Raw genomic sequence first — 22,019 nt, forward strand, 5'->3', positions numbered from 1 at the left:
GGTCCGCATCGCTTCAGCCCCGCCGGGCCGCGGCCGACCGCACCAGCAGCGGCACCCCGAGCACCCCCAGCCCAACACACCCGTACCAGGCCGAATACGGCAGATCGAGGAACACCGCGTGCGCGAGCGTCGACCCGAGCCAGGTCCACATGAACACCGCCACCGGGACGACCGTGTCCGCCGAGATCAGAGATATCGGCTCTCGGGACTTGTGCTGCGGGCTGGTCGAGTCAGGCGTTCCCAACGCCAGCGCCGGGGTTCCAGCCGCCATATCCGAGGCTGCCGCACCGCGAGCCGCCGCCATCGGCACGTGTGTCTGTGCTGTCGGCAACAGGCGCTCTGCCGTCGGCGTTCGTGTCTCCGCTGTCGACAGCCGGTGCTCTGCCGTCGGCGCCGCAAACGTATTCGCACCCCTCGCGCCCACAGCACGATCCAATCCGGTCAGCAGCAACGCCATCACCAGCGACACCGCGAACCATCCCAGATAGTTGGTGTACGGAATCTCGGCGAGTCCGGGTAGTCCCCGACCGGCGGCACACCAAGTCCACTGCCCGTCCGCCACCATCTGCGGATCGAGGAACAGATCCCAACCCACGGCCCCGACCGCGGTCAGAACAACTCGCCGGGCCCACCGTCGAGCTAACAGCCCGGCGACCACCCACACCGGATACAGCCCACCGGTCCAGGCCAGCGCGACCACCAATGGCACCCCCGTCACCGCGGGCCCCGATCTGCCGACGGCATACGCATAACAACCGAATGGGAAACCTGTTGCCGTACCAACGATTTCGGCAACCAATCCGAGCCCGGAGACAATCACCACGAACCCCGACGCGTATCTGATGCCGCGCGTCGCCACCGCGTGCACCAGCGCCGTCCCCGCCGACAACAGCACGACTGCGACGGTCACCCGATCGCGACCGACCCCCGAGGCAAGCGGATAACTGATCTGCACGAGCACGAGCAGCACCGCCGGGACCACGGGGGCCAGCAACCGTGGCGTCCATCGAAAGGCTGGCGCCGACCGCGAGCGCCGACTCGCGCCGCGCCGACTTGCCGGGTTCCCGTCAGCACCGTGGACGTCAGAGTCCTTTGCGTCAGAGGACTCGGCTCGCCGGGTGGTCTCTGGACTCGCCGGACTATGGATGTCGGAATCGGTTGTGTCGGAGGATTCCGCCCTTCCGGTGGTCTTTGGACTCGCCGGACCGTGGATGTTGGAGTCCGTTGTGTCAGAGCGCTCGGCTCGCCGGGTGGTCTCTGGACCAGGGCTTTCCGTCCCTGATGTGGGTCGCTCGTCCGGCTCCGGCACGGCTGGCCCGGTCGGCTCCGTCATCGTCTGCGCAGTAGGGGAAACCGGTTGCGTCGTCGATCGCGCAGCACCAACTGCGCCGCGCTGCGCCCGCTCGCTCCGGACACCCCGCCACCCGGATGCGTCGACGCTCCGGTGAGATACAACCCGGGCGCGCCGGGCACTCGCTGCCCGGACAACTCGGGCAGCGGCCGCCACAGCATCATCTGATCCAGCGACATCTCCACATGCATCACATTTCCGCCGCGCAACCCGAGCTCGCGTTCCAGGTCGACCGGCGTCTGCACGTACCGCCGCAGCACGCTCGCCCCGAAACCCGGTGCGTAGGAGTCGACTTCGGCGATGATCCGATCGGCCTCCGACTCCGCGTGCGCGGCCCAATCGCTCCCGTCGGCCAGCTTGTACGGATGCCACTGCGCCCACAGCGAGAGCTGATGCTCACCGGCCGGGGCGATGCTCGGATCCAGCGCACTGAAACTCATGGCCAGCACCACCGGACGCGGTGGCAGATCGCCGGCCAGTGCCGCACCGTGCGCCCGGCGCAGCTGGCGCCGATCGGAGACGAGAAACTGCAGACCATTGGCGGATTCGGCGGTCGAACTACCGGGATACTGCGGCAGCGCGGACGTCGCGAGCCGCACCACCATGCCGATACCGGGCCCGACCCGGATCCGCCGCTGCCAGTCGTCGAGCACCGCACCGTCGAATCCGCCATCCCGCAGCAGATCCAGTGTCGTCAGCACATGCGTGCCCGCGATCACGGTATCCGCATGCAGACTTCGTCCCGACGCGGTGCGCACCTGCCAGCCCGCACCGACCTGGCGCAGCTCGGTGACCGCATCGCCCGCCGACACCACACCGTCGTCGGCGCGCAGCCGCGCGACCAGCGCCGTTGTCAACGCCCCACTTCCTCCCACCGCCCGTCCCGGCGGCAGCGTATGCATCAGCGCGGCGAATCCGACCATCGGCGCGGTCCCCGGTTCCGACATCGGCGGCCCGGACTGCGCACCGAACCAGGCCAGCGATGCCTTGAGTCGCTCATCGTCGAAGTAGCTGTCCAGCAGGGCATCGCCGGTCTGCAGGAACTCCCGCGACAACGCACTCCCGCCATCGCGCGCGTCCAGCCCCCAGAACGAACGCAGCAGCCGACCCGGCGTCGGCGCACCGCCGAACGCGCGCATCACCCGCGCCGACCGTGGCCCCCAGACCTCGACGAAGCGCCGATACGCCGTCGCATCCCGCGCTCCGCAGACCTCCGCGATTCCGGCGCAGGTCCGATCGACATCGCGATGGAAAACGATCGGCGCACCGCCATCCGGCCCCGCGGGCGTGAAACCCCAAGGATCGCAATCGATATAACGCAGCCCGAAACGCGACAGCTCGAGTTCCTCGATGATCCCGGTATGGCGCACCATGATGTGCGCCGAAGATCCGCGATCGACCAGATGACCGGGAAAGCGTTCGACCGTCGACACCGCGCCGCCGAGCACCTCGTCGCGCTCGAGCACCTCCACCCGCTCCCCGGCCCGCGCCAGATAGCAAGCCGCGACGAGCGCGTTATGGCCTGACCCGACGACCACAACGGTCACAGAGGCAGCCGCCGTCCCAGGATCGCGAACGGCCTGGTATCCCCGGCGAAGACGAAATTCCGGATCACATCGGTGAATCCGAGTCGCCGATACAGTTTCCAGGCGCGGTTGGCCTCGCCGTGCACTTCCGGCGTGGACAGCAGCACCGCGCTCTCGGTGCGATTCGCCAGCAACCGCGTCAGCAGTTCGCCGCCGATGCCGCGACCCTGCGCCGACGGATGCACGTGCAACTCGGTCAGTTCGAAATAGTCCGAAAGCAGTTCGCGCGCAGAATGTTCCGGCCAGCCCGAGCGCCGCATCCCGCTGTGCACCTGCTGATGCCACCACTGGTGGGCGGCGCCGCGATAGCCGTAGGCGATGGCCACGATCGGCGCGGTCCGCAGGTCGATCTGCCCGGAGTCATCCGGGACAACGGCGGCCACGCCCTGCCAGCCGACGCGGGTGGTGTGCTCGGTCCACATCGGTGCGCGATGCTGTTCGGTGCCGTGCGGATACTCCATCGCCGCGACGTACACCGCAAGCGCGTCGTGCAGTCGGGAGCGCAGCGCCGCGACGGAGAGGTCGATGACGACAGGGGCGTTGGCGGGGGTGTGTTTGGGCTTGACGGCTGTCATGGCTCTCGTCGGTCCGCGGAAAGTTGTCGGTGGGTGTCCCTATATTCAATCTCAATTCAAACGTTCGAATACCTGTTCGATCCCCGCGGTGCTGGGAACTCGGCATTCGCGCCCAGGATAGGCCAGGTACGCGACTCGGAGGGACGGCTGATGTCTGGTCGGATCGAACACCCGGGGCAACCCGGCAAGGCGGGCAAGCTGCTGCAGCGGGCGGACGGCTTGCTGATGCAGGCGGCGGGGGAACGCGACCCGCGCGAGCGTTTCCGGACCGCGTATCTCGCCGCGCTGCGCGGTGCCGGGGCCGTGCTCGCGTTCAGCGGGGCGGACGCAGCGCCGCGGGCGCGCTCGCGCAATGCTTGGGTGCTGCTGCAGCGCGCCGCACCCGAATTCGTCATGTGGGCCGACTACTTCAGTGCGCGTTCGGAGATCAGGGCGGCGCTGGAGGCGGGGCTGGATCGCGATGTGGACGATCAGCAGGCCGACGAGTTCTATTCGCGGGTGGGCGCATTCCTCCACGATGTGGAAGATCTGCTGAATGCCGGGGCTCGATTGCGCCCCGCGCCGGGCTGGTCCGGCGGTATGACCGCTTAGTTATCGGCGAGTAGGTGGTACGGCACTGATCGAACTCGTATCATTGGTGGCAGATAGCCGACCTTGGCTATCTGTCGCCTACCCGGAGGCGACAGCCACGTCCTAGTGCCGGGGGAGGTACCGTGCCACTCTCCGAGCACGAGCAGCGCATGCTCGAACAAATCGAGAGCGCGCTCTATGCTGAGGATCCGAAGTTCGCGTCGTCCGTCCGCGGCGGACGCCTTCGCTCGACCTCGAGTCGTCGCAGACTCCAGGCCGCGGCCCTGTTCGTCCTCGGTCTGTTTCTACTTGTCGCCGGCATAGCCGCTCCGGTGAAGCTCGGCGACTTTCCGATCATCAGCCTGATCGGATTCATCGTGATGTTCGCCGCAGGCGTGCTGTTGCTGCTCGGCAGTTCCAAGGGCATCGCCAAGGGCGACCGGTCGGGCAATGCCCAATCCGGCGGCGCGAGTGGCGGATCGGGCGGACGTGGGCGACAGCGCAAGTCCGGTGGTTTCTCCGAGCGCATGGAGGATCGGTTCCGCCGCCGCTTCGATCAGGAGTAGCGCGCCCGTAGCCGACATCGACATATCGAACGCGCCGCCGCACCGAACAGGTGCGGCGGCGTGTTCTCATGCGTGAACCACCCGGCTGCTGAATGCTCGCCGCGCGCGGTTCCCCACAACGCCCCACGATCTTCCCCACCACCTCCCACCACCCACCTCTGCATGGCCTCGTCAGTGGCCAAGGGCCTGGGGTACCAGGGCGTTTGCTGGCAGTTGTCGGGGGCTTGTCCGGCGGTCCGGCGCGTGTCGCCAGAACACGGAAAAAGTTCTCCACCACCGTGATAGCTGGGATGACCTGCGCAATCGACAACGCGGGGAGCCAGATCACCCCGAGTTTCGATTGAAAGTGGGGGAAAGTGGGGTAATGTGGAGCGCGCACAAGAGGAAGGGCATACATCCGAGGTGATCGTGCTCCCCGTACCGCGGGGTTGATCCGGGAGGTAGCGAGTTGTTTCTCGGTACCTATACACCTCGGTTGGATGACAAGGGGCGACTGACGTTGCCTGCGAAGTTTCGAGACGATCTGGCGGGAGGGTTGATGGTCACGAAGGGTCAGGACCACAGCCTTGCCGTATATCCCAAGGAAGAGTTCACCGCTCTCGCACGGCGAGCCGCGGCGGCATCTCGAAGCAATCCGCAGGCGCGCGCGTTCGTCCGGGCACTCGCGGCCGGTACGGATGAACAGCGTCCGGACGCCCAGGGCCGGATCGTGTTGTCGGCCGATCATCGTCGCTACGCGAACCTTTCGCGGGATTGCGTGGTGATCGGATCGGTCGACTTCCTCGAGATATGGGATAAGCAGGCGTGGGAGTCCTACCTCGCCGAGCACGAGGAGGACTACGCGCAAGCGAGAGACGAGTCGCTGGGCGGAATCTTCTAGCCCTGAGCGAACGAGTGCCACGCGGCCTCTGCCCGGACGCGCGGACCCTGACGTACTTCCCCGACGCCAGGTGCCGAGGCTCCGGTCAGAGACCCCGCGGCATTCGTATTTTCGAAAGTAGCTGTGTAACAAGGCGACCCCGCAGCGAGTGATCCCACTGACACGGCTCGATGCGCGACGACGCGAGGCAGGATTCCGGGAGGTCGAGGTGAACCGTGAACAGGACGGTCCTCGCCATGTTCCGGTTCTGCTCCAACGGGCCGACGCGCTCCTCGGTCCGGCACTCGCCGAACCCGGCGCGGTATATGTCGACGCCACATTGGGTTTGGGCGGACACGCCGAACACTTCCTACGGACCTACCCGAATATCCATCTCGTCGGACTCGATCGCGATACCCACGCGCTGGCATTGGCCGGTGCGCGATTGGCGCCGTTCGCCGACCGAATCACCTTGGTACACATCCGATATGACGGAATCGCGGCCGCGCTGAAGCAGGCCGGATTGCCGACCACCGGTTCGGTGAGCGCCATCCTGATGGATCTCGGCGTGTCCTCGATGCAACTCGACGAGGCCGATCGCGGCTTCGCCTACTCCGTCGACGCGCCACTGGATATGCGGATGGATCCGACCACCGGCATCACCGCCGCCGATGTGCTCAACACCTACAGTCACGGTGATCTGGCGCGCGTGCTGAAAACCTATGGCGAGGAACGCTTCGCGGGCAAGATCGCATCCGAGGTGCTGCGCCGTCGGCAGCAGAAGCCGTTTCGCACGAGTGCCGAATTGGTCGAATTGCTTTATGCCACAATCCCGGCCGCCGCCAGGCGGACGGGCGGTCATCCGGCCAAGCGGACCTTCCAGGCGCTGCGGGTGGAGGTGAACGGCGAGCTCGACTCGCTGCGCGCCGCCCTGCCGGCCGCCCTGGACTCGCTGCGGGTCGGCGGCCGGATCGTGATCATGTCCTATCAGTCGCTCGAGGATCGGGTGGTCAAACAGGAGCTGGCGCCGCGCACGACATCGCGGACACCGGTCGACCTGCCGGTCGAATTGCCCGGTATGGGACCGGAATTCAAGTTGCTGACCCGGGGCGCCGAGAAGGCGACAGAACAAGAGATCGAAGAGAACCCGAGGGCGGCACCCGTGCGGATGCGCGCGGCGGAGAGAATCCAGGAGGGGACAGCATGAGTGTGCGCACGCGTACCGTCGAGGCGCCGGGCCGGATCGCCCGCCGGGTTCAGGCCGCCGAGCGGGTGAAATCGGGTGCCGCACAACGGGCCTATGCCAAGCGTCGGATGCGGGCCGAGCAGTCGGGGGACCAGCACGATCTGCCGAAACAGCGCGCGTCGGCGATGGCTGCGCGAATTCCGTTCGTGGCGGCCATCATCGCGCTGCTCGGCTGCGGTCTCGCGCTCACTCTGCTGCTCACCACCCGTTCGGCGGAGGACAGCTATCAGCTCGGTGATGCCAGGGCGACCAACCGCAAGCTGGCCGACGAACGCGCGGCGCTGCAGCGCGAGGTCGAGGCCGCCGATTCCGCGCCCGAACTCGCCGCCAGGGCTCGCGAACTCGGGATGATCCCGGCCAAGGATCCGGCCCGGCTGGTGATCGGACCGGATGGCGGGGTGACGGTGATCGGAAAGCCGACGCCCGCGCAGGGCGCACCGGTCCCGCCGCTGAACAGCTCGCCTGCCACGCCCACCGTCCCGCCGACGGGCAACGCCCAGGCCCGGGGTGAACGATTGGTTCCGGTGACGACCACGCCGACCGCGCCGCCTACCCAGCCGAATACCGGTCAGCCCGCGAATGCCCTTGCGGGACAGTCGAGTCCGACACCAACCCCGACGCCGGCGAGCCCGCTGCCGACGTCGAGTCCGGTCGCGCAGGCTCCGGTGGAGACACCGCAACCGGAAACTCCGCAGCCCGTACCGGCGCAAGCTCTTGCGCCGCAGCCCGAAACGTCCCAAACAGCGCCCACCCCTGACGAGGGCGCCCGATGAGCATGCGGCAGGCCAGGCCCGCGTCGCGTCAGCGCCGCGGGCCGTCGGCATCCACGGCGGGTTCCACCAGAGCCTCCGGGACATCGAGGACGGCAACCGCATCCAGACCGCGGACGGCCGCCCCGGATCGTCCGCTGCGCCTGCGTCTCGGCGTCGGCCGGGTGATCATGCTGATCGCACTGGCGGTCGTCGCGCTGCAATTGCTCTGGGTGCAGAGCATTTCCGCGCCCAGCCTGTCCGCGCAGGCGGCCAGCCAGCGAACCACCCGCGAGCCCGAGTACGCCACCCGTGGGCCGATCACCGATCGCAACGGGAAGTCCCTCGCGATCACGCTGAGCGCGCAGGCGCTGACCTTCCAGCCGGTGGTCGTGCGCAAACAACTCGCCGATGCGAAGGAGAAGTCGGCCAAGGCTCCGGATCCCGATGAGCGGCTCAAAGCGATCGCGAAGACCATCCACGACAAGATCGGCAAGGACGCGCCCGCCGAATCGGCGCTGCTGGACAAGCTGAAGAGCGATACAGCGTTCGTCTATCTCGCCCGCAATGTCGATCCGCGCGTCGCCTCCGATATCAAGGTGCAATTTCCCGAGGTCGGCGCCGAGCGTCAGGATGTGCGCGATTATCCGGGCGGCTCGCTGGCGGCCAATGTGCTCGGCACCACCGGCTGGGACGGACACGGCCAGATGGGGCTGGAATCGTCGCTGGACTCGCTGCTGGCGGGTACCGACGGCTCGCAGACCTACGACCGCGGCTCCGACGGTGCGGTCATTCCGGGCAGCTGGCGCGATAAGCAGCCGGCGGTGAACGGCTACTCAGTCCAACTGACCCTGGACTCGGATCTGCAGTACTACGTGCAGCAGCAGGTGCAGCAGGCCAAGGAGATGTCCGGCGCGAACGCGGCCTCGGCCGTCGTGCTGGATGCGAAAACCGGGCAGGTGCTGGCGATGTCGAATGACAACACCTTCAACCCGGCGCTGGGACCGCAGCATTGGGGCAATGCCGAGATGCAGAACCCCTCGGTGCAGGATCCCTTCGAACCCGGTTCGGTCAACAAGATCGTGACCGCGGCCGCCGCCATCGAATACGGCTTGACCAATCCCGACGAGGTGCTGCAGGTGCCCGGCGAGATCAGGATGTCGGGCGTCACCGTGCACGACGCCTGGGAGCACGGCACTATGCCGTACACCACCACCGGCATCTTCGGTAAGTCCTCCAATGTCGGCACGCTGATGCTGGCGCAGCGGGTCGGCGAGGACCGGTTCGCGGATATGGTCAACCGCTTCGGCCTCGGCCAGCGCACCGGTGTCGGACTGCCGGGCGAAAGCCCGGGCCAGGTGCCCGCCCGCGACCAGTGGTCCGGCGGAACCTTCGCGAACCTGCCCATCGGACAGGGCCTTTCGATGACCAACCTGCAGATGACCGGGATGTACCAGGCCATTGCCAATGGCGGCGTGCGGATTCCGCCGCGCATCGTCAAGTCCGAGACCGCACCGGACGGCACCCGCACCGATGAGCCACAGCCCGACGGCGTGCGCGTGGTGAGCGAACAGACCGCGGCCACGCTGCGCACTATGTTCCAGGCAGTCGTGCAGCGCGATCCGATGGGCGTGCAGATGGGCACCGGCGCGTCCGCGGCGATCGATGGCTATCAGGTGGCGGGCAAGACCGGCACCGCGCAGAAGGTCGACCCGAGCTGCCGCTGCTATTCGACCTCGTCGTTCTACATCACTTTCGCCGGTATGGCCCCCGCGGACAACCCGCGCTACGTCATCGGCCTGATGCTCGACGCGCCGATTCGCAGCTCCGACGGCAGCGGTGGCGGGTCGGTGGCGCCGCTGTTCCACAACATCGCCTCCTGGGCGCTGCAGCGCGACCGGATCCCCCCTTCACCCGAGCCGTCGCGACGGTTCGTTCTGCAGGCTTCATAAGATTGGAGCCGCGTTGCCCGGCCGTGAGCCGACGTCGGTAACCTGACTCGACGTTCCCGCCTTTCCTATAGATCCACCCAGTCCCGTCCGTGCCGATTCTCGAGAGGAGCCTTGTGCCCGCGCAGTCCAGCCAGCACGTGCTCCGGCCGACCCATTCGCGGTCGACGTCGTTGTCCACCGTACTGGCCATGACCGGGGCCGGCTCCTCGCGAGCCGACCTCGCGCAGATCCAGGTCACCGGCATCGAGCAGCGCTCGCATGCGGTACAGCCGGGTGATCTGTTCGCCGCACTGCCGGGCGCGCAGGCGCATGGCGCCCGTTTCGCGCGCGATGCCGTCGAACGGGGCGCGGTCGCGGTTTTCACCGACCCCGCGGGCGCCGAACTGGCCGGTGAGCTCGGTGTGCCGGTGCTGGTGCGCGAGCAACCCAGGTCGGTGCTCGGCGAGCTTTCGGGCGCGCTCTACGGCAATCCGTCGGAGCGGCTGCGCATCGTCGGCATTACCGGCACCTCGGGCAAGACGACCACTGCGTATCTGGTGGAGGCCGGGCTGGCCGCCGGCGGCCTGTCCACGGCGCTGATCGGCACCATCGAGACCAGGATCGGCGGTCGTCGGGTGCCGAGCGCATTGACCACGCCCGAGGCGCCGCAGCTGCACGCCATGTTCGCGCTGATGGTCGAGCAGGGTGTGGATGCGGTCGTAATGGAGGTTTCCAGCCACGCGCTGGCGCTGGGCCGGGTGGACGGTGTGCGCTTCGCGGTGGGTGCGTTCACCAATCTCTCCCAGGACCACCTGGACTTCCACGCCGACTTCGAGGATTACTTCGCCGCCAAGCGCAGGCTTTTCGAACCGGAGTCGCCGGTCGCCGCACGCACGTCGGTCATCTGCGTCGATGATGCATGGGGACAGCGCCTCGCCGTTGATCTCACGGATCCGATCACCGTATCCACCACCGGCTCCGGCACGTGGCAGCTCACTGGCGAGGTATCGGCGCACGGCGGTGAGCAGGAATTCACCGCTGCCGGACCGGGTGCGAATGTCGATGTGCGCCTGCGGCTTCCGGGCCGCTACAACGTCGCCAACGGACTGCTCGCGGTCGCGGTGTGCACCGCCGCAGGAGTGGAGCCCACCGTCGCCGCGCCCGCACTGGCCACCGTCGATGTGCCGGGCCGGATGCAGCGGGTCGAGCGCGGACAGGACTTCCTTGCGATCGTCGACTACGCGCACAAGCCCGCGGCGGTGGAGTCGGTGATCGCCACGCTGCGGGGTCATCTGGCGGCCGGAGCGACGCGCCCGGAGGAGGTAGCGGAGCGTGGCCACGGAGGGCGCCACGAATCCGATACTGCAGGCGATACCGGTGGTCGGCTGGCCGTGGTCGTCGGCGCGGGCGGGGACCGGGATGCGGGTAAGCGCCCGCTGATGGGTGCGGCCGGTGCGCGCGGCGCCGATCTGCTGATCATCACCGACGACAATCCGCGCAGCGAGGATCCGGCCGCGATCCGCGCCGCGCTGCGCCGAGGCGCGCTGGCGGTCCCGGAGGTCGAACGCGGTGAAGTACGCGAAATCGGGGACCGGGCCGCGGCCATCGCCGCCGCCGTCGACTGGGCCCGTCCCGGTGACGTGGTGCTGGTGGCAGGTAAAGGACATGAGGCAGGGCAGGAGATCCAGGGTGTGAAGCATCCGTTCGACGACCGCGAGGTGCTCGCGGCGGCGTTGGAGCGACGGGGGCGGGGCCCGCAGGACGACAACACCGCCGCGGGAGCGACGGGCCCGGAGGCGGTAGCGAAGCGTGACCACGTAGGGTCCCGCGAGCGCGGCCGATCCAATACTGAGCAGAGTCCGCAGGGGTCGGACGCGGAGGACATGACGGTTTCATGATCGAGATGACACTGCGGGAGATCGCGGAGGTCGTCGGCGGCACGCTGCACGACGCCCCAGACCCGGAGGTGACGGTAACGGGTTCGGTCGAATTCGATTCGCGCCGAATCGGTTCCGGGGATCTTTTCCTGGCCCTGCCCGGCGAGCACGCCGACGGCCACGACTATGCGAAGGCCGCCGTCGACGCCGGTGCGGTCGCGGTGCTCGCGGCCCGCCCGGTCGGCGTGCCCGCGATCGTGGTGACGCCGAGTCCGGGTATCGTGCCCGCGAAATCCGTTGCGCTGGCCGGTGATTCGGACGGGTCGGGAGCTGCGGTGCTGGTCGCGCTCGCTACGCTCGCCCGGGTGAGTGTCGAACGTCTTTCCGCGGCAGGCGGACTCACCGTGATCGGGGTGACCGGCTCCTCGGGCAAGACCTCGACCAAGGATCTGCTCGCGGCCGTGCTCACGCCGCTGGGGCCGGTCGTCGCACCGCCCGGATCGTTCAACAACGAACTCGGCCATCCGTGGACCGCACTGCGCGCCGATGCCGACACCCGCTTCCTGGTACTGGAACTGTCTGCGCGCGGTCCCGGCCATATCGCCGCGCTCGCACAGGTCGCGCCGCCGAAGATCGGTGTCGTGCTCAATGTCGGCACCGCCCATCTCGGTGAGTTCGGCAGTCGCGAGGCGATCGCGCAGACCAAGGGCGAACTCGTCGAGGCACTGCCGTCGACGGGCTTGGCCGTACTCAATGCCGACGATCCGCAGGTGGCCGCGATGGCCGCACGCACGCAGGCGCGCGTGGTGACGGTCGGTCAGGCGGGCAATGCCGAAATCCGCGCCACCGATGTACATCTCGATGCCGAGGCACGCGCGGGCTTCACACTGCACACAAGTAAAGGCAGCATCCCGGTGCGGCTCGCCGTGCACGGCGAGCACCAGGTCGGCAATGCGCTGTCCGCCGCCGCCGTCGCACTCGAATGCGGTGCCGACCTCGACGCCGTCGCGCAGGCACTCGGTGGCGCGCATGCCGCATCGGCCCGCCGCATGGATGTGCGGACCACCGCCGACGGCATCACCGTCGTCAACGACTCCTACAACGCCAATCCGGATTCCGTGCGCGCCGCGCTCAAGGCGTTGGTGACCATGTCGCGTGCGGGCGACACTCCGCGCCGCAGCTGGGCCGTACTCGGCGAAATGGGTGAACTCGGCGAGGAATCCGTCATCGAACACGACCGGATCGGGCGCCTCGCGGTGCGTCTGGATGTCTCCCGGTTGATCGTGGTCGGCACCGGAAGGCCATCCCACGCGATGCACCAGGGCGCGGTAATGGAAGGCTCGTGGGGCGAGGAGTCGATTCTCGTGCCCGATATCGGCGCGGCCATCGCGCTGCTCGACAAGGAGGTCGAGCCGGGCGATGTGGTGCTGGTCAAGGCGTCCAAGGCGGTCGGACTGTGGGCGGTCGCCGAACATTTGACCAGCGCGGAACGTGCGGGAATCAGTCGGGTAGCACGGAGGCGCGAGGCGTGAGCGAGCGAACCATGAACACAGCGGCTTCCTGCCGAACGACGGAGCCGAGCGTCAGCGAGGCGGAGTCGTGAGTGAGCGAAGCGAGCGAACCATGAACACAGCGGCTTCCTGCCGAACGACGGAGCCGAGCGTCAGCGAGGCGGAGTCGTGAGGCAGATTTTGTTCGCGGCTGGTATCGCGCTTGCGGTCTCCATCCTGCTGACGCCGCTGTTGATACGCATTTTCGCGAGGCAGGGCTTCGGGCAGGAGATCCGGGTCGACGGTCCGGCCAGTCATCAGGCCAAGCGCGGCACCCCGACCATGGGTGGTGTGGCCATCCTGGTCGGCATGTGGGCCGGCTACCTCGGCTCACATCTGATCGGCATCGGCTACGACGCCGACGGCCCCTCCGCCTCGGGCATTCTGGTGCTCGGGCTGACCACCGCACTCGGTGTGGTCGGCTTCCTCGACGACTTCATCAAGCTGCGCAAGCAGCGCAATCTCGGTTTGTCGGCCGCGGGCAAGTACATCGGTCAGATCAGCGCCGCGGTCCTGTTCGGCATCCTCGCCTTGCAGTTCCGCGGCGGCAACGGGTTGACTCCGGCGAGTAAGCATCTGTCCTATGTCCGCGATATCACCACGGTGTCGATGGGCGTGATCATCTTCCTGTGCTGGGTCTGTCTGCTGGTCGTGGCCTGGTCGAACGCGGTGAACCTGACCGACGGCCTGGACGGTCTGGCCGCCGGTTCGATGAGCCTCGTGCTCGGCGCCTACGTGATCATCACGTTCTGGCAGTACCGCAATGCCTGCGCGACGATCCCGGAGGCGGGCTGCTACAACGTGCGCGATCCGCTGGACCTTGCGCTGGTCTGCGCTTCGGCTGCCGCCGCATGTGTCGGCTTCCTGTGGTGGAATGCCGCGCCCGCCAAGATCTTCATGGGCGATACCGGTTCGCTGGCGCTGGGCGGCATGCTCGCCGGCCTGTCCATCACGACCCGCACCGAACTGCTGATGGTCGTGATCGGTGCGCTGTTCGTCGCGGAAACCGCCTCCGTGGTGCTGCAGGTCGCGGTGTACCGCACAACCCGCAATCGGCTATTCAAGATGGCGCCGTTCCATCATCACTTCGAACTCAGCAAGTGGGCCGAGACTACGGTGATCATTCGGTTCTGGCTGTTGGCGGCGATGGCGTCGGCGGTCGGACTCGGCCTGTTCTACAGCGAATATCTCTCAGCGGTCGGGTGAAGTAGCGATGGTCGAACATTCTCCGCGGGCCCTGCGAACACCTGGGCCCATGCTCGAATTCCTGCGTGGCCGTGATGTTCTGGTGGCCGGATGGGGTGTCTCGGGTCGCTCGTTGATCGAACCGCTGCGCGATATCGGCGCGCGTCCGGTGGTCACCGACGGCGGTGCCGCCGCATTGGCCGAAGCGGCCGGGCTCGGTCTGGACATCGCGACCTGTACCGAACTGGAAACCGCGGACTGGAGCCGCTTCGCGCTGGTCATCACCAGCCCGGGCTGGCGGCCGGATTCGCCGGTGCTCGCCGCCGCGGTGACCGAGGGCACCCCGGTCTGGGGCGATGTCGAATTCGCCTGGTGGGTCGATCAGGCCAGGATCTACGGTCCGGTCCGCAAATGGCTGGTGGTGACCGGTACCAACGGCAAGACCACCACCACCTCGATGGTGCATTCGATTCTGCGCGCGGCCGGTATCGCCAGTGTCGCCTGCGGCAATATCGGACTGCCGATCCTGGATGCGCTGCGCCGCAATCCCGGTCCGCAGGTGCTGGCGGTCGAGCTGTCCTCGTTCCAATTGCATTGGGCGCCTTCGGTGCGGCCCGAGGCCGGTGTGGTGCTGAATGTGGCTGAGGATCACCTCGATTGGCACGGCGGCCTCGATGCCTACGCCGCCGCCAAGTCCAGGGCGCTCTACGGCCGCGTCGGTGTGGTCGGTCTCGACGATCCGGTGGCCGCCTCGCTGGCCCGGCGCAGTAAGGCGCGCCGGACGGTCGGGTTCCGGATCGGCGTACCCGCCGACGGCGAACTCGGTGTCGTGGACGGCAAACTGCTCGACCGCGCCTTCACCAAGGCCGCCATCCTGGCCGAGGTCGGCGATATCAGCCCCAAGGGACCCGCCGGTGTCGCCGACGCACTCGCCGCCGCCGCGCTGACCAGGGCCATCGATGTGGCACCGCAATTCGTGCGGGAAGGTCTCATCGAGCACAAGGTCGGTCCGCACCGGTCCGCCTTCGTGCGCGAGGTGGCCGGTGTCGAATTCATCGATGACTCCAAGGCCACCAACCCGCATGCCGCCCGCTCATCGATTCTCGGTCACCCGCAGGTGGTCTGGATCGCGGGTGGGCAGCTGAAGGGCGCGTCGGTCGAGGATCTGGTCGAGGAGATCGCCGATCGCCTCGTCGCCGCCGTGCTGATCGGGGCCGACGCGCCGGTGATCGCGGCCGCATTGGCGCGACACGCGCCCGAGGTCCCGGTTGTCGAGGTGCGCGCGGGAGACCATGCAGGAATGGGTGACGCTGGGATAGATGGGGCTGCGAGCGCCGACGCCGTGATGGTGCAGGCCGTGCGCGCCGCGGCCGGGCTCGCCCGTCCCGGGGACGCCGTACTGCTGGCTCCGGCCGCGGCCTCCTTGGATATGTTCGCCGACTACACCCACCGCGGGCGCAGTTTCGCCGCGGCGGTGGCCGCGCTGGAAGACGGTGACATCGGGCGGCATCTATGACCGAGACGACCCGGCGGAATCGGCTGGCGGCCACCAAATTCGGCGCCTGGCTGGCGCGCCCGCTCGCGTCGTTCCATCTCGTTGTCACGATCGCGACACTGCTGACGGTGCTCGGTCTGGTCATGGTGTTGTCGGCGTCGAGCGTCGAGGCGTATGTCGACGGCGGGTCGGCGTATTCGCTGTTCATCCAGCAGGCCATGTTCGCCGCGATCGGCGCGGTGCTGTTCTATCTGGCACTGCGGATTTCGTTGCGCCGACTGCGGCAATGGTCGTTTCCGCTGTTCGCGATCTCGGTGCTGGCGCTGTTGCTGGTGCTGATTCCCGGCATCGGCTCCGAGGTGCAGGGTGCGCGGCGCTGGTTCTTCCTCGGGCCGATCTCGGTGCAGCCATCGGAGATCGTGAAGGTGACGCTGGTGGTGTGGGGTGCGCATCTGCTCGCCTCGCGCCGCTCGGAACAGGCCGGCTTGAAGGACATTCTGGTGCCGCTGGTGCCTGCCGGTCTGCTGGTGTGTCTGCTCGTCGTGCTGGAGCCGAATCTGTCGACCACCATCGCGCTGGGCATCGTGCTCGCCGCACTGCTGTGGTTCGGCGGGTTGCCGGTGCGGCTGTTCGTCACCATCGCGATTTCGGGCATGATCGCCGCGGGCATACTCGCGCTGTCGGCTGGTTATCGCTCGGACCGGATGCGCGCCTTCTTCAATCCGGGCGACGATCCGCAGGGCATCAATTACCAAGCGCGCCAGGCGCTGTACTCGCTTGCCGACGGCGGGATCTGGGGGCGCGGCCTCGGCCAGAGCCGCGCCAAGTGGCAGTACCTGCCGAACGCGCACAACGACTTCATCTTCGCCATCATCGGCGAGGAACTCGGATTCCTCGGCTGCGCACTGGTTCTGGGCCTGTTCGCACTGTTCGTCTACACCGGCCTGCGCATCGCGAGCCGTTCGGTCGATCCTTTCCTGCGGCTGCTCACCGCGACCGCGACGACCTGGATCACCGGCCAGGCGCTGATCAACATCGGCTACGTGGTCAACCTGCTCCCGGTGACCGGTCTGCAGCTGCCGCTGGTTTCGGCGGGCGGTTCGTCGCTGGCGATCACCCTGTTCATGTTCGGCATCATCGCCAATGCGGCCAGGCATGAGCCCGAGGCCATTTCGGCGCTGCAGGCCGGACAGGACGGCAGATTCAGCCGACTGCTGCGACTGCCCAAGCCGGAGGTGTACTCACCGGCGAAGGCGGATGCGGCACGTGCGCGCTCGGCCGCGGCCAAGGCCAAGGCGGCCGAACAGCGGGCACGTGCCGAACGGGCCAAGGCCGACCGCGCGCGGGCCGCACTGCCGCAGGGGCGGCGCGGCCAGTCCGAATCCGGTCGGCGGCGCGTGCCCGAGAGCCGAGGAACGAGTTCGCTGCGGGCGACCAGGGCATGGGAGCCGAGCTATCCGATAAACCATGCGAGAGATCGGGGAAGATCCAGGTGAGTGCGGAGCGACCCCGCAAACCACTGTCGGTGATCGTCGCGGGCGGTGGTACCGCGGGACATATCGAGCCCGCGCTGGCCGTCGCCGACGCGCTGCGACGACTCGACGATTCGATCCGGGTCACCGCACTCGGCACCGAACGCGGACTCGAGACCAAACTGGTGCCCGAGCGCGGCTATCCGCTGGAGTTGATCCCGCCGGTGCCGTTGCCGCGCAAGCCGAGCGCGGATCTGCTGCGGCTGCCCGGTCGTGTCCGCGCCTCGGTGGCCAAGACCAGGGCGGTCATCGATGCGGTCGAGGCCGATGTGATCGTCGGCTTCGGCGGCTATGTCGCACTGCCCGCCTATCTCGCCGCGGGCCGTGGCTTGTTCGGCCGCAGGCGCGCGGTGCCGGTGGTGGTGCACGAGGCGAATGCCAAGGCAGGTATCGCCAATAAGGTCGGTGCCAGGCGCGCGGCCAGAGTGCTTGCCGCCGTCCCCGGTTCGGGTCTGGCCAAGGCCGAGGTCATCGGCATTCCGGTGCGCGGGTCCATCACCTCGCTGGATCGGGCCGCATTGCAGGCCGAGGCCCGTGCTCATTTCGGCCTGCCCGCCGAGGGACCGGTCCTGCTCGTCTTCGGTGGCTCGCAGGGTGCGGTCTCGTTGAACAAGGCGATATCCGGCGCGGCGCCACAGCTGGCCGCGGCGGGCGTCTCGGTGCTGCACGCGCACGGCCCCAAGAACACCCTCGAGGTCGCGGAATCGGATGAGGGTGGGGCGCGGTATATCGCGGTGCCGTATCTTTCCCGAATGGACCTGGCCTATGCCGCCGCCGACGCGGTCGTCTGCCGCTCCGGCGCGATGACCGTCGCCGAGGTGTCGGCGGTCGGTCTGCCCGCGTTCTATGTACCGCTGCCGCACGGCAACGGTGAGCAGGAACTCAATGCCAGGCCGATCGTCCGCCAGGGAGGTGGCAGAATCGTCCCCGATGCCGAGCTGACCCCGAAATATGTGATCGACGAGGTGATACCGCTGCTGACCGACCACACACGGCTGATCGAAATGAGCCTGTCCGCCGCAGGCGCCGGACACCGCGACGCCGCCGACGAGCTGGCGCGCATTGTCGTCGAGGTGAGCGGCCGGTGACCACGGGAGCCGATGCCACCGAATCCGGGGCGGTCGAATCCGGCGCCGACGAGGCGCGCTCGGCCCTGCCGCCCGAATTGGCGCGTGTGCATATGGTCGGGATCGGAGGGGCGGGCATGTCCGGCATCGCCCGCATCCTGCTCTCGCGCGGTGGCTCGGTCTCCGGCTCGGATGCCAAGGAGAGTCGCGGTGTGCTCGCGTTGCGGGCCCGGGGCGCGCAGGTGCGCATCGGTCACGATGCCAGCGCCCTCGATCTGCTGCCAGGCGGCCCGACCGCTGTGGTCACCACCTATGCGGCCATACCGAAGACCAATCCCGAACTGGTCGAGGCGAATCGGCGCGATATTCCGGTGCTGTTGCGACCCGCCGTGCTCGCCTCGCTGATGCAGGGACATCGCACGCTGCTGGTCTCGGGCACGCACGGCAAGACCTCGACCACCTCCATGCTGATCGTGTCGTTGCAGCACTGCGGATTCGATCCGTCCTTCGCGGTCGGCGGTGAACTCAACGAGGCGGGCACCAATGCCCACCACGGCACCGGCGAGATCTTCGTCGCCGAGGCCGACGAGAGCGACGGCTCGCTGCTGCAATACGACCCGGATGTCGCCGTGGTCACCAATATCGAATCCGATCACCTGGACTTCTTCGGTTCCGATGAGGCCTATGTCCAGGTCTTCGACGATTTCGCCGACCGTCTCGGCCCCGGTGGGCTGCTGGTGGTGTGTCTGGACGATCTCGGTTCGCGGGGTCTGGCCGAGCGGGTCGGTGCGCGATTGGCGGAGAAGAACGTTCGGGTGCTCGGCTACGGGTCGGGCGACCTGTCCGACGCGCCGGTGCCAGTGGGTGTGCGGCTGCACAGTTGGGAGCCGCGCGATGTCGGCGGGCTGGCCCAGTTCCAGCTCGCCGATGAGGCCGCGCCGCGCACCCTGCGACTCGCGGTGCCCGGCCGGCATATGGCGCTCAACGCGCTGGCCGCGCTGCTCGCCGCACGAGCCGCCGGTGCGGATGTGGACGAAATCATCCAGGGGCTGGAGGGTTTCGGCGGTGTGCATCGCCGGTTCCAGTTCGTGGGCCGGGAAAACGGGGTGCGCGTCTTCGACGATTACGCCCACCACCCGACCGAGGTGCGCGCGGTACTCGGCGCGGCCGTGGAGCTGGTGCAGCAGGAGGCTCGCGACGGTGCGCGCTCCCGACAGGGCCGGGTCATCGTGGTGTTCCAACCGCACCTCTACAGCCGCACCGCCACCTTCGCCCAGGATTTCGGCGCGGCGTTGAGCCTTGCCGACGAGGTCGTCGTGCTCGATGTCTACGGTGCGCGGGAGAAGCCGCTGCCCGGCGTCAACGGCGCACTCGTCGCACAAGCCGTCACGAAACCCGTGCACTACCAGCCGGATATGTCGCGGGTCGGTCGTCAGGTCGCGGGTCTGGCACTGCCCGGCGATGTGGTGATCACCATGGGTGCGGGCGATGTGACGATGCTCGGCAGCCAGATTCTCGATGGGCTGCGAGCTCGTCCGCAATACGGGCGGTGACCCGCGATGCGAACCGCGGGTGACTGGTTCGACCGGGCACACCGGGGTCGCCTGCGCCTGTGGAGTTTGCTCGGCGTGTGCGTCCTTACCGTGGTCGTTGTACTGGCCTGGTTCACCCCGGTGCTCTCGGCGAGCACGGTCGAGATCGACGGTTTGGTCGCGGTGCCCGAGGAGCAGGTGCGCGACAAACTCGAGATCCCGTCCGGCCGCTCGATGTTGCGCATCGACACCGATGCGATGGCCAGGCGGGTGGCCGGCATTCCGAAAGTCCGCACTGCACGGGTGCAACGCGTATTTCCGTCCACCGTCAAGGTGACGGTGGTGGAGCGCACGCCAGTACTGTTCTGGGACAGTCCGCAAGGCGCGCATCTGCTTGATGCGGAGGGTGTGGAGTTCGCGATCGAAGAGGCCCCCATCGGCGTTCCGAAGCTCACCACCGAACATCCCAGCGGCGACGATCCGGTCACCCGGGCCGCGGCCTCGGTTCTGTCGATACTGCCCGCGGCGCTGGTCGTGCAAGTGGACGAGGTTGTCGCGCGGTCGATTTCGGATATTTCGCTGAACCTGCGCGACGGCCGCACGGTAGTGTGGGGAGGAACTAACGACGCGGAACGCAAGGCGGCCGTGGTGATGCCGCTGTTGACCCGCGATGGAACGGTGTTCGATGTTTCGAGTCCGAATCTGGTCACGGTAAAGTGATCGATACCCATTGTGCCCAGGGGTTTTTCGATGGAACTGTGACCGCAGTGGGAACAGCCCAGCGAGACCGGGGGTTCGGGGGCAACCGTTCACGATACGACGTGTTGCGCGGCGAGACGAGAGGGATCGCAAGATTCTGTCAGTCGTTTCGGCGCGCCTGCGCGCCTATCGCGGCGGCTGCGAATAGCGTTCCGCAGCAGTCGGATACTTGACATAACGCTAACCCTGTGGTTGAGGTTTAGAGTTTGCCCGGACCAGCCACAGGCCGAATGTCGAGAATTCGAAAACGACAGACTTTAGATCGAAGGAAGGCGAGAGCCCATGACGCCCCCGCACAACTACCTTGCTGTGATCAAGGTCGTCGGTATCGGCGGCGGCGGCGTGAATGCCGTCAACCGGATGATCGAACAGGGACTCAAGGGAGTCGAGTTCATCGCGGTCAACACCGACGCGCAGGCGCTGCTGATGAGCGATGCCGACGTCAAACTCGACGTCGGCCGTGAGCTCACGCGCGGTCTCGGCGCCGGTGCCGACCCGGAGGTCGGTCGCAAGGCTGCCGAGGATCACAAGGACGAGATCGAAGAGGTGCTCAAGGGCGCCGACATGGTCTTCGTCACCGCGGGTGAGGGCGGCGGCACCGGTACCGGTGGTGCGCCTGTCGTCGCGAGCATCGCGCGCAAACTCGGCGCGCTCACCATCGGTGTGGTCACCAGGCCGTTCTCCTTCGAGGGCAAGCGCCGTGGCAACCAGGCCGAGGTGGGCATCAACCTGCTGCGCGAATCCTGCGACACGCTCATCGTCATTCCGAACGATCGGCTGTTGCAGCTCGGCGATGCGGCGGTCAGTCTGATGGACGCCTTCCGCTCCGCCGATGAGGTACTGCTCAACGGTGTGCAGGGCATTACCGACCTGATCACCACCCCGGGTCTGATCAACGTCGACTTCGCCGACGTGAAGAGCGTGATGTCCGGCGCGGGAAGCGCTTTGATGGGTATCGGCTCGGCGCGCGGCGAGGGTCGTTCGGTCAAGGCCGCTGAATCGGCCATCAATTCGCCACTGCTCGAGGCATCGATGGATGGTGCGCACGGCGTACTGCTCTCGATCGCGGGTGGTTCGGATCTGGGCCTGTTCGAGATCAACGAGGCGGCCTCGCTGGTGCAGGAGGCCGCGCATATCGAGGCGAATATCATCTTCGGTACCGTCATCGACGATTCGCTCGGCGATGAGGTTCGCGTCACGGTGATCGCGGCCGGTTTCGACGGCGGCGGTCCGGCCAGGCGTACCTTCGAGGCGGGCCGCGGCGCGATCGGTTCGGGCCGGGCCGGTGAGATCGGCCAGACCAGCCGGACCAGTGAGATCGCCGCCGCCTCGCGTTCCGAAACCACCTCCGCCGCAGGTCAAACCAGCTCCACTCGGGGTGCGGTGCCCAGCTACCGGGACTCCGAGCGGGCGCGCACGCTGGCCGAGCCGACGGCAACGCACAATACGCGCTCGCATATCGAGCCGCCGGATTCCGATGACGACGACGATGTCGACGTGCCCTCGTTCATGCGCCGGTAGGTCATAAGCAAATCGCAAGGCCGGACTGGCACACTGGGCGGTATGCCCAAGCAACAACTGATCTCGTA

The 22,019-nt window shown here is 67.6% G+C and carries 18 protein-coding genes; 15 read left to right on the plus strand and 3 right to left on the minus strand.

What is annotated here, in order from left to right:
* Positions 1–13: 13 nt before the first annotated feature.
* The 3 genes from ON44_RS52410 to ON44_RS10730 all read right to left on the minus strand — a co-directional run bounded on the left by ON44_RS52410 (position 14) and on the right by ON44_RS10730 (position 3,512).
* Positions 14–994, minus strand: coding sequence for a carotenoid biosynthesis protein (locus ON44_RS52410; RefSeq protein ID WP_245567099.1), 981 nt, complete (start codon positions 992–994; stop codon positions 14–16).
* 335 nt (positions 995–1,329) lie between these two features.
* Entirely contained in the window at positions 1,330–2,898 is a 1,569-nt protein-coding gene (locus ON44_RS10725) for a phytoene desaturase family protein (protein WP_040688637.1), read from the minus strand.
* Positions 2,895–3,512, minus strand: coding sequence for a GNAT family N-acetyltransferase (locus ON44_RS10730; RefSeq protein ID WP_040688640.1), 618 nt, complete (start codon positions 3,510–3,512; stop codon positions 2,895–2,897). The genes ON44_RS10725 and ON44_RS10730 overlap by 4 nt, the downstream gene beginning before the upstream one ends.
* Before the next feature lie 150 nt (positions 3,513–3,662).
* Here ON44_RS10730 and ON44_RS10735 point away from each other — a divergent pair, with 150 nt between their 5' ends.
* The 15 genes from ON44_RS10735 to ftsZ all read left to right on the plus strand — a co-directional run bounded on the left by ON44_RS10735 (position 3,663) and on the right by ftsZ (position 21,951).
* Positions 3,663–4,103, plus strand: coding sequence for an SAV_6107 family HEPN domain-containing protein (locus tag ON44_RS10735; protein WP_040688642.1), 441 nt, complete (start codon positions 3,663–3,665; stop codon positions 4,101–4,103).
* Between the two features lie 122 nt (positions 4,104–4,225).
* The gene (locus ON44_RS10740) at positions 4,226–4,648 is read left to right on the plus strand and encodes an SCO2097 family morphological protein (RefSeq protein ID WP_040688643.1); all 423 of its coding nucleotides are present in this window, start codon (positions 4,226–4,228) and stop codon (positions 4,646–4,648) included.
* A gap of 448 nt (positions 4,649–5,096) precedes the next feature.
* Positions 5,097–5,528 carry a division/cell wall cluster transcriptional repressor MraZ gene (gene mraZ / locus ON44_RS10745; RefSeq protein ID WP_036535307.1) on the plus strand — a complete coding sequence of 144 codons (432 nt, stop codon included), beginning with the start codon at positions 5,097–5,099 and terminating at the stop codon, positions 5,526–5,528.
* Between the two features lie 208 nt (positions 5,529–5,736).
* A complete protein-coding gene (rsmH, locus tag ON44_RS10750; RefSeq protein ID WP_040688795.1) occupies positions 5,737–6,714 on the plus strand; it encodes a 16S rRNA (cytosine(1402)-N(4))-methyltransferase RsmH in 978 nt (325 codons plus the stop codon).
* Positions 6,711–7,526: a cell division protein FtsL gene (gene ftsL / locus ON44_RS10755; RefSeq protein ID WP_051181868.1), complete on the plus strand. Its 816-nt coding sequence runs from the start codon at positions 6,711–6,713 to the stop codon at positions 7,524–7,526. The genes rsmH and ftsL overlap by 4 nt, the downstream gene beginning before the upstream one ends.
* A 2-nt stretch (positions 7,527–7,528) precedes the next feature.
* Positions 7,529–9,454, plus strand: coding sequence for a peptidoglycan D,D-transpeptidase FtsI family protein (locus ON44_RS10760; protein WP_083897787.1), 1,926 nt, complete (start codon positions 7,529–7,531; stop codon positions 9,452–9,454).
* A 188-nt stretch (positions 9,455–9,642) separates the two neighbouring features.
* Positions 9,643–11,331: a Mur ligase family protein gene (locus tag ON44_RS10765; RefSeq protein ID WP_083897796.1), complete on the plus strand. Its 1,689-nt coding sequence runs from the start codon at positions 9,643–9,645 to the stop codon at positions 11,329–11,331.
* The gene (locus ON44_RS10770; protein WP_040688645.1) at positions 11,328–12,842 is read left to right on the plus strand and encodes a UDP-N-acetylmuramoyl-tripeptide--D-alanyl-D-alanine ligase; all 1,515 of its coding nucleotides are present in this window, start codon (positions 11,328–11,330) and stop codon (positions 12,840–12,842) included. Before ON44_RS10765 ends, ON44_RS10770 begins: the two co-directional genes overlap by 4 nt.
* Positions 12,843–12,989: 147 nt before the next feature.
* Complete coding sequence (gene mraY / locus ON44_RS10775) at positions 12,990–14,066, plus strand: phospho-N-acetylmuramoyl-pentapeptide-transferase (RefSeq protein ID WP_040688647.1); 1,077 nt, start codon at positions 12,990–12,992, stop codon at positions 14,064–14,066.
* 49 nt (positions 14,067–14,115) lie between these two features.
* On the plus strand, positions 14,116–15,561 hold the full coding sequence (gene murD / locus ON44_RS10780; RefSeq protein ID WP_040688650.1) for a UDP-N-acetylmuramoyl-L-alanine--D-glutamate ligase: 1,446 nt from the start codon (positions 14,116–14,118) through the stop codon (positions 15,559–15,561).
* On the plus strand, positions 15,558–17,036 hold the full coding sequence (gene ftsW / locus ON44_RS10785; RefSeq protein WP_051181869.1) for a putative lipid II flippase FtsW: 1,479 nt from the start codon (positions 15,558–15,560) through the stop codon (positions 17,034–17,036). The genes murD and ftsW overlap by 4 nt, the downstream gene beginning before the upstream one ends.
* The gene (gene murG / locus ON44_RS10790; protein WP_040688651.1) at positions 17,033–18,160 is read left to right on the plus strand and encodes an undecaprenyldiphospho-muramoylpentapeptide beta-N-acetylglucosaminyltransferase; all 1,128 of its coding nucleotides are present in this window, start codon (positions 17,033–17,035) and stop codon (positions 18,158–18,160) included. Before ftsW ends, murG begins: the two co-directional genes overlap by 4 nt.
* Before the next feature lie 92 nt (positions 18,161–18,252).
* On the plus strand, positions 18,253–19,692 hold the full coding sequence (gene murC, locus ON44_RS10795) for a UDP-N-acetylmuramate--L-alanine ligase (protein WP_051181882.1): 1,440 nt from the start codon (positions 18,253–18,255) through the stop codon (positions 19,690–19,692).
* 6 nt (positions 19,693–19,698) lie between these two features.
* The gene (locus ON44_RS10800; protein ID WP_083897789.1) at positions 19,699–20,391 is read left to right on the plus strand and encodes a cell division protein FtsQ/DivIB; all 693 of its coding nucleotides are present in this window, start codon (positions 19,699–19,701) and stop codon (positions 20,389–20,391) included.
* Between the two features lie 321 nt (positions 20,392–20,712).
* Complete coding sequence (gene ftsZ, locus ON44_RS10805) at positions 20,713–21,951, plus strand: cell division protein FtsZ (RefSeq protein WP_040688653.1); 1,239 nt, start codon at positions 20,713–20,715, stop codon at positions 21,949–21,951.
* Positions 21,952–22,019 lie beyond the last annotated feature (68 nt).

Source organism: Nocardia vinacea NBRC 16497 (assembly GCF_000308835.1).
GTDB lineage: Bacteria > Actinomycetota > Actinomycetes > Mycobacteriales > Mycobacteriaceae > Nocardia > Nocardia vinacea.

Excerpts from the sequence above, each read along its gene's own strand:
- ON44_RS10765 (WP_083897796.1), top strand. The coding sequence starts at position 9,643 with ATGACCGGGGCCGGCTCCTCGCGAGCCGACCTCGCGCAGATCCAGGTC.
- ON44_RS10760 (WP_083897787.1), top strand. The coding sequence starts at position 7,529 with ATGCGGCAGGCCAGGCCCGCGTCGCGTCAGCGCCGCGGGCCGTCGGCA.
- ON44_RS10735 (WP_040688642.1), top strand. The coding sequence starts at position 3,663 with ATGTCTGGTCGGATCGAACACCCGGGGCAACCCGGCAAGGCGGGCAAG.
- ON44_RS10800 (WP_083897789.1), top strand. The coding sequence starts at position 19,699 with ATGCGAACCGCGGGTGACTGGTTCGACCGGGCACACCGGGGTCGCCTG.
- ftsL (WP_051181868.1), top strand. The coding sequence starts at position 6,711 with ATGAGTGTGCGCACGCGTACCGTCGAGGCGCCGGGCCGGATCGCCCGC.
- ON44_RS10730 (WP_040688640.1), bottom strand. The coding sequence starts at position 3,512 with ATGACAGCCGTCAAGCCCAAACACACCCCCGCCAACGCCCCTGTCGTC.
- ON44_RS10770 (WP_040688645.1), top strand. The coding sequence starts at position 11,328 with ATGATCGAGATGACACTGCGGGAGATCGCGGAGGTCGTCGGCGGCACG.
- murC (WP_051181882.1), top strand. The coding sequence starts at position 18,253 with ATGGTCGGGATCGGAGGGGCGGGCATGTCCGGCATCGCCCGCATCCTG.
- murD (WP_040688650.1), top strand. The coding sequence starts at position 14,116 with ATGCTCGAATTCCTGCGTGGCCGTGATGTTCTGGTGGCCGGATGGGGT.
- ftsZ (WP_040688653.1), top strand. The coding sequence starts at position 20,713 with ATGACGCCCCCGCACAACTACCTTGCTGTGATCAAGGTCGTCGGTATC.
- ftsW (WP_051181869.1), top strand. The coding sequence starts at position 15,558 with ATGACCGAGACGACCCGGCGGAATCGGCTGGCGGCCACCAAATTCGGC.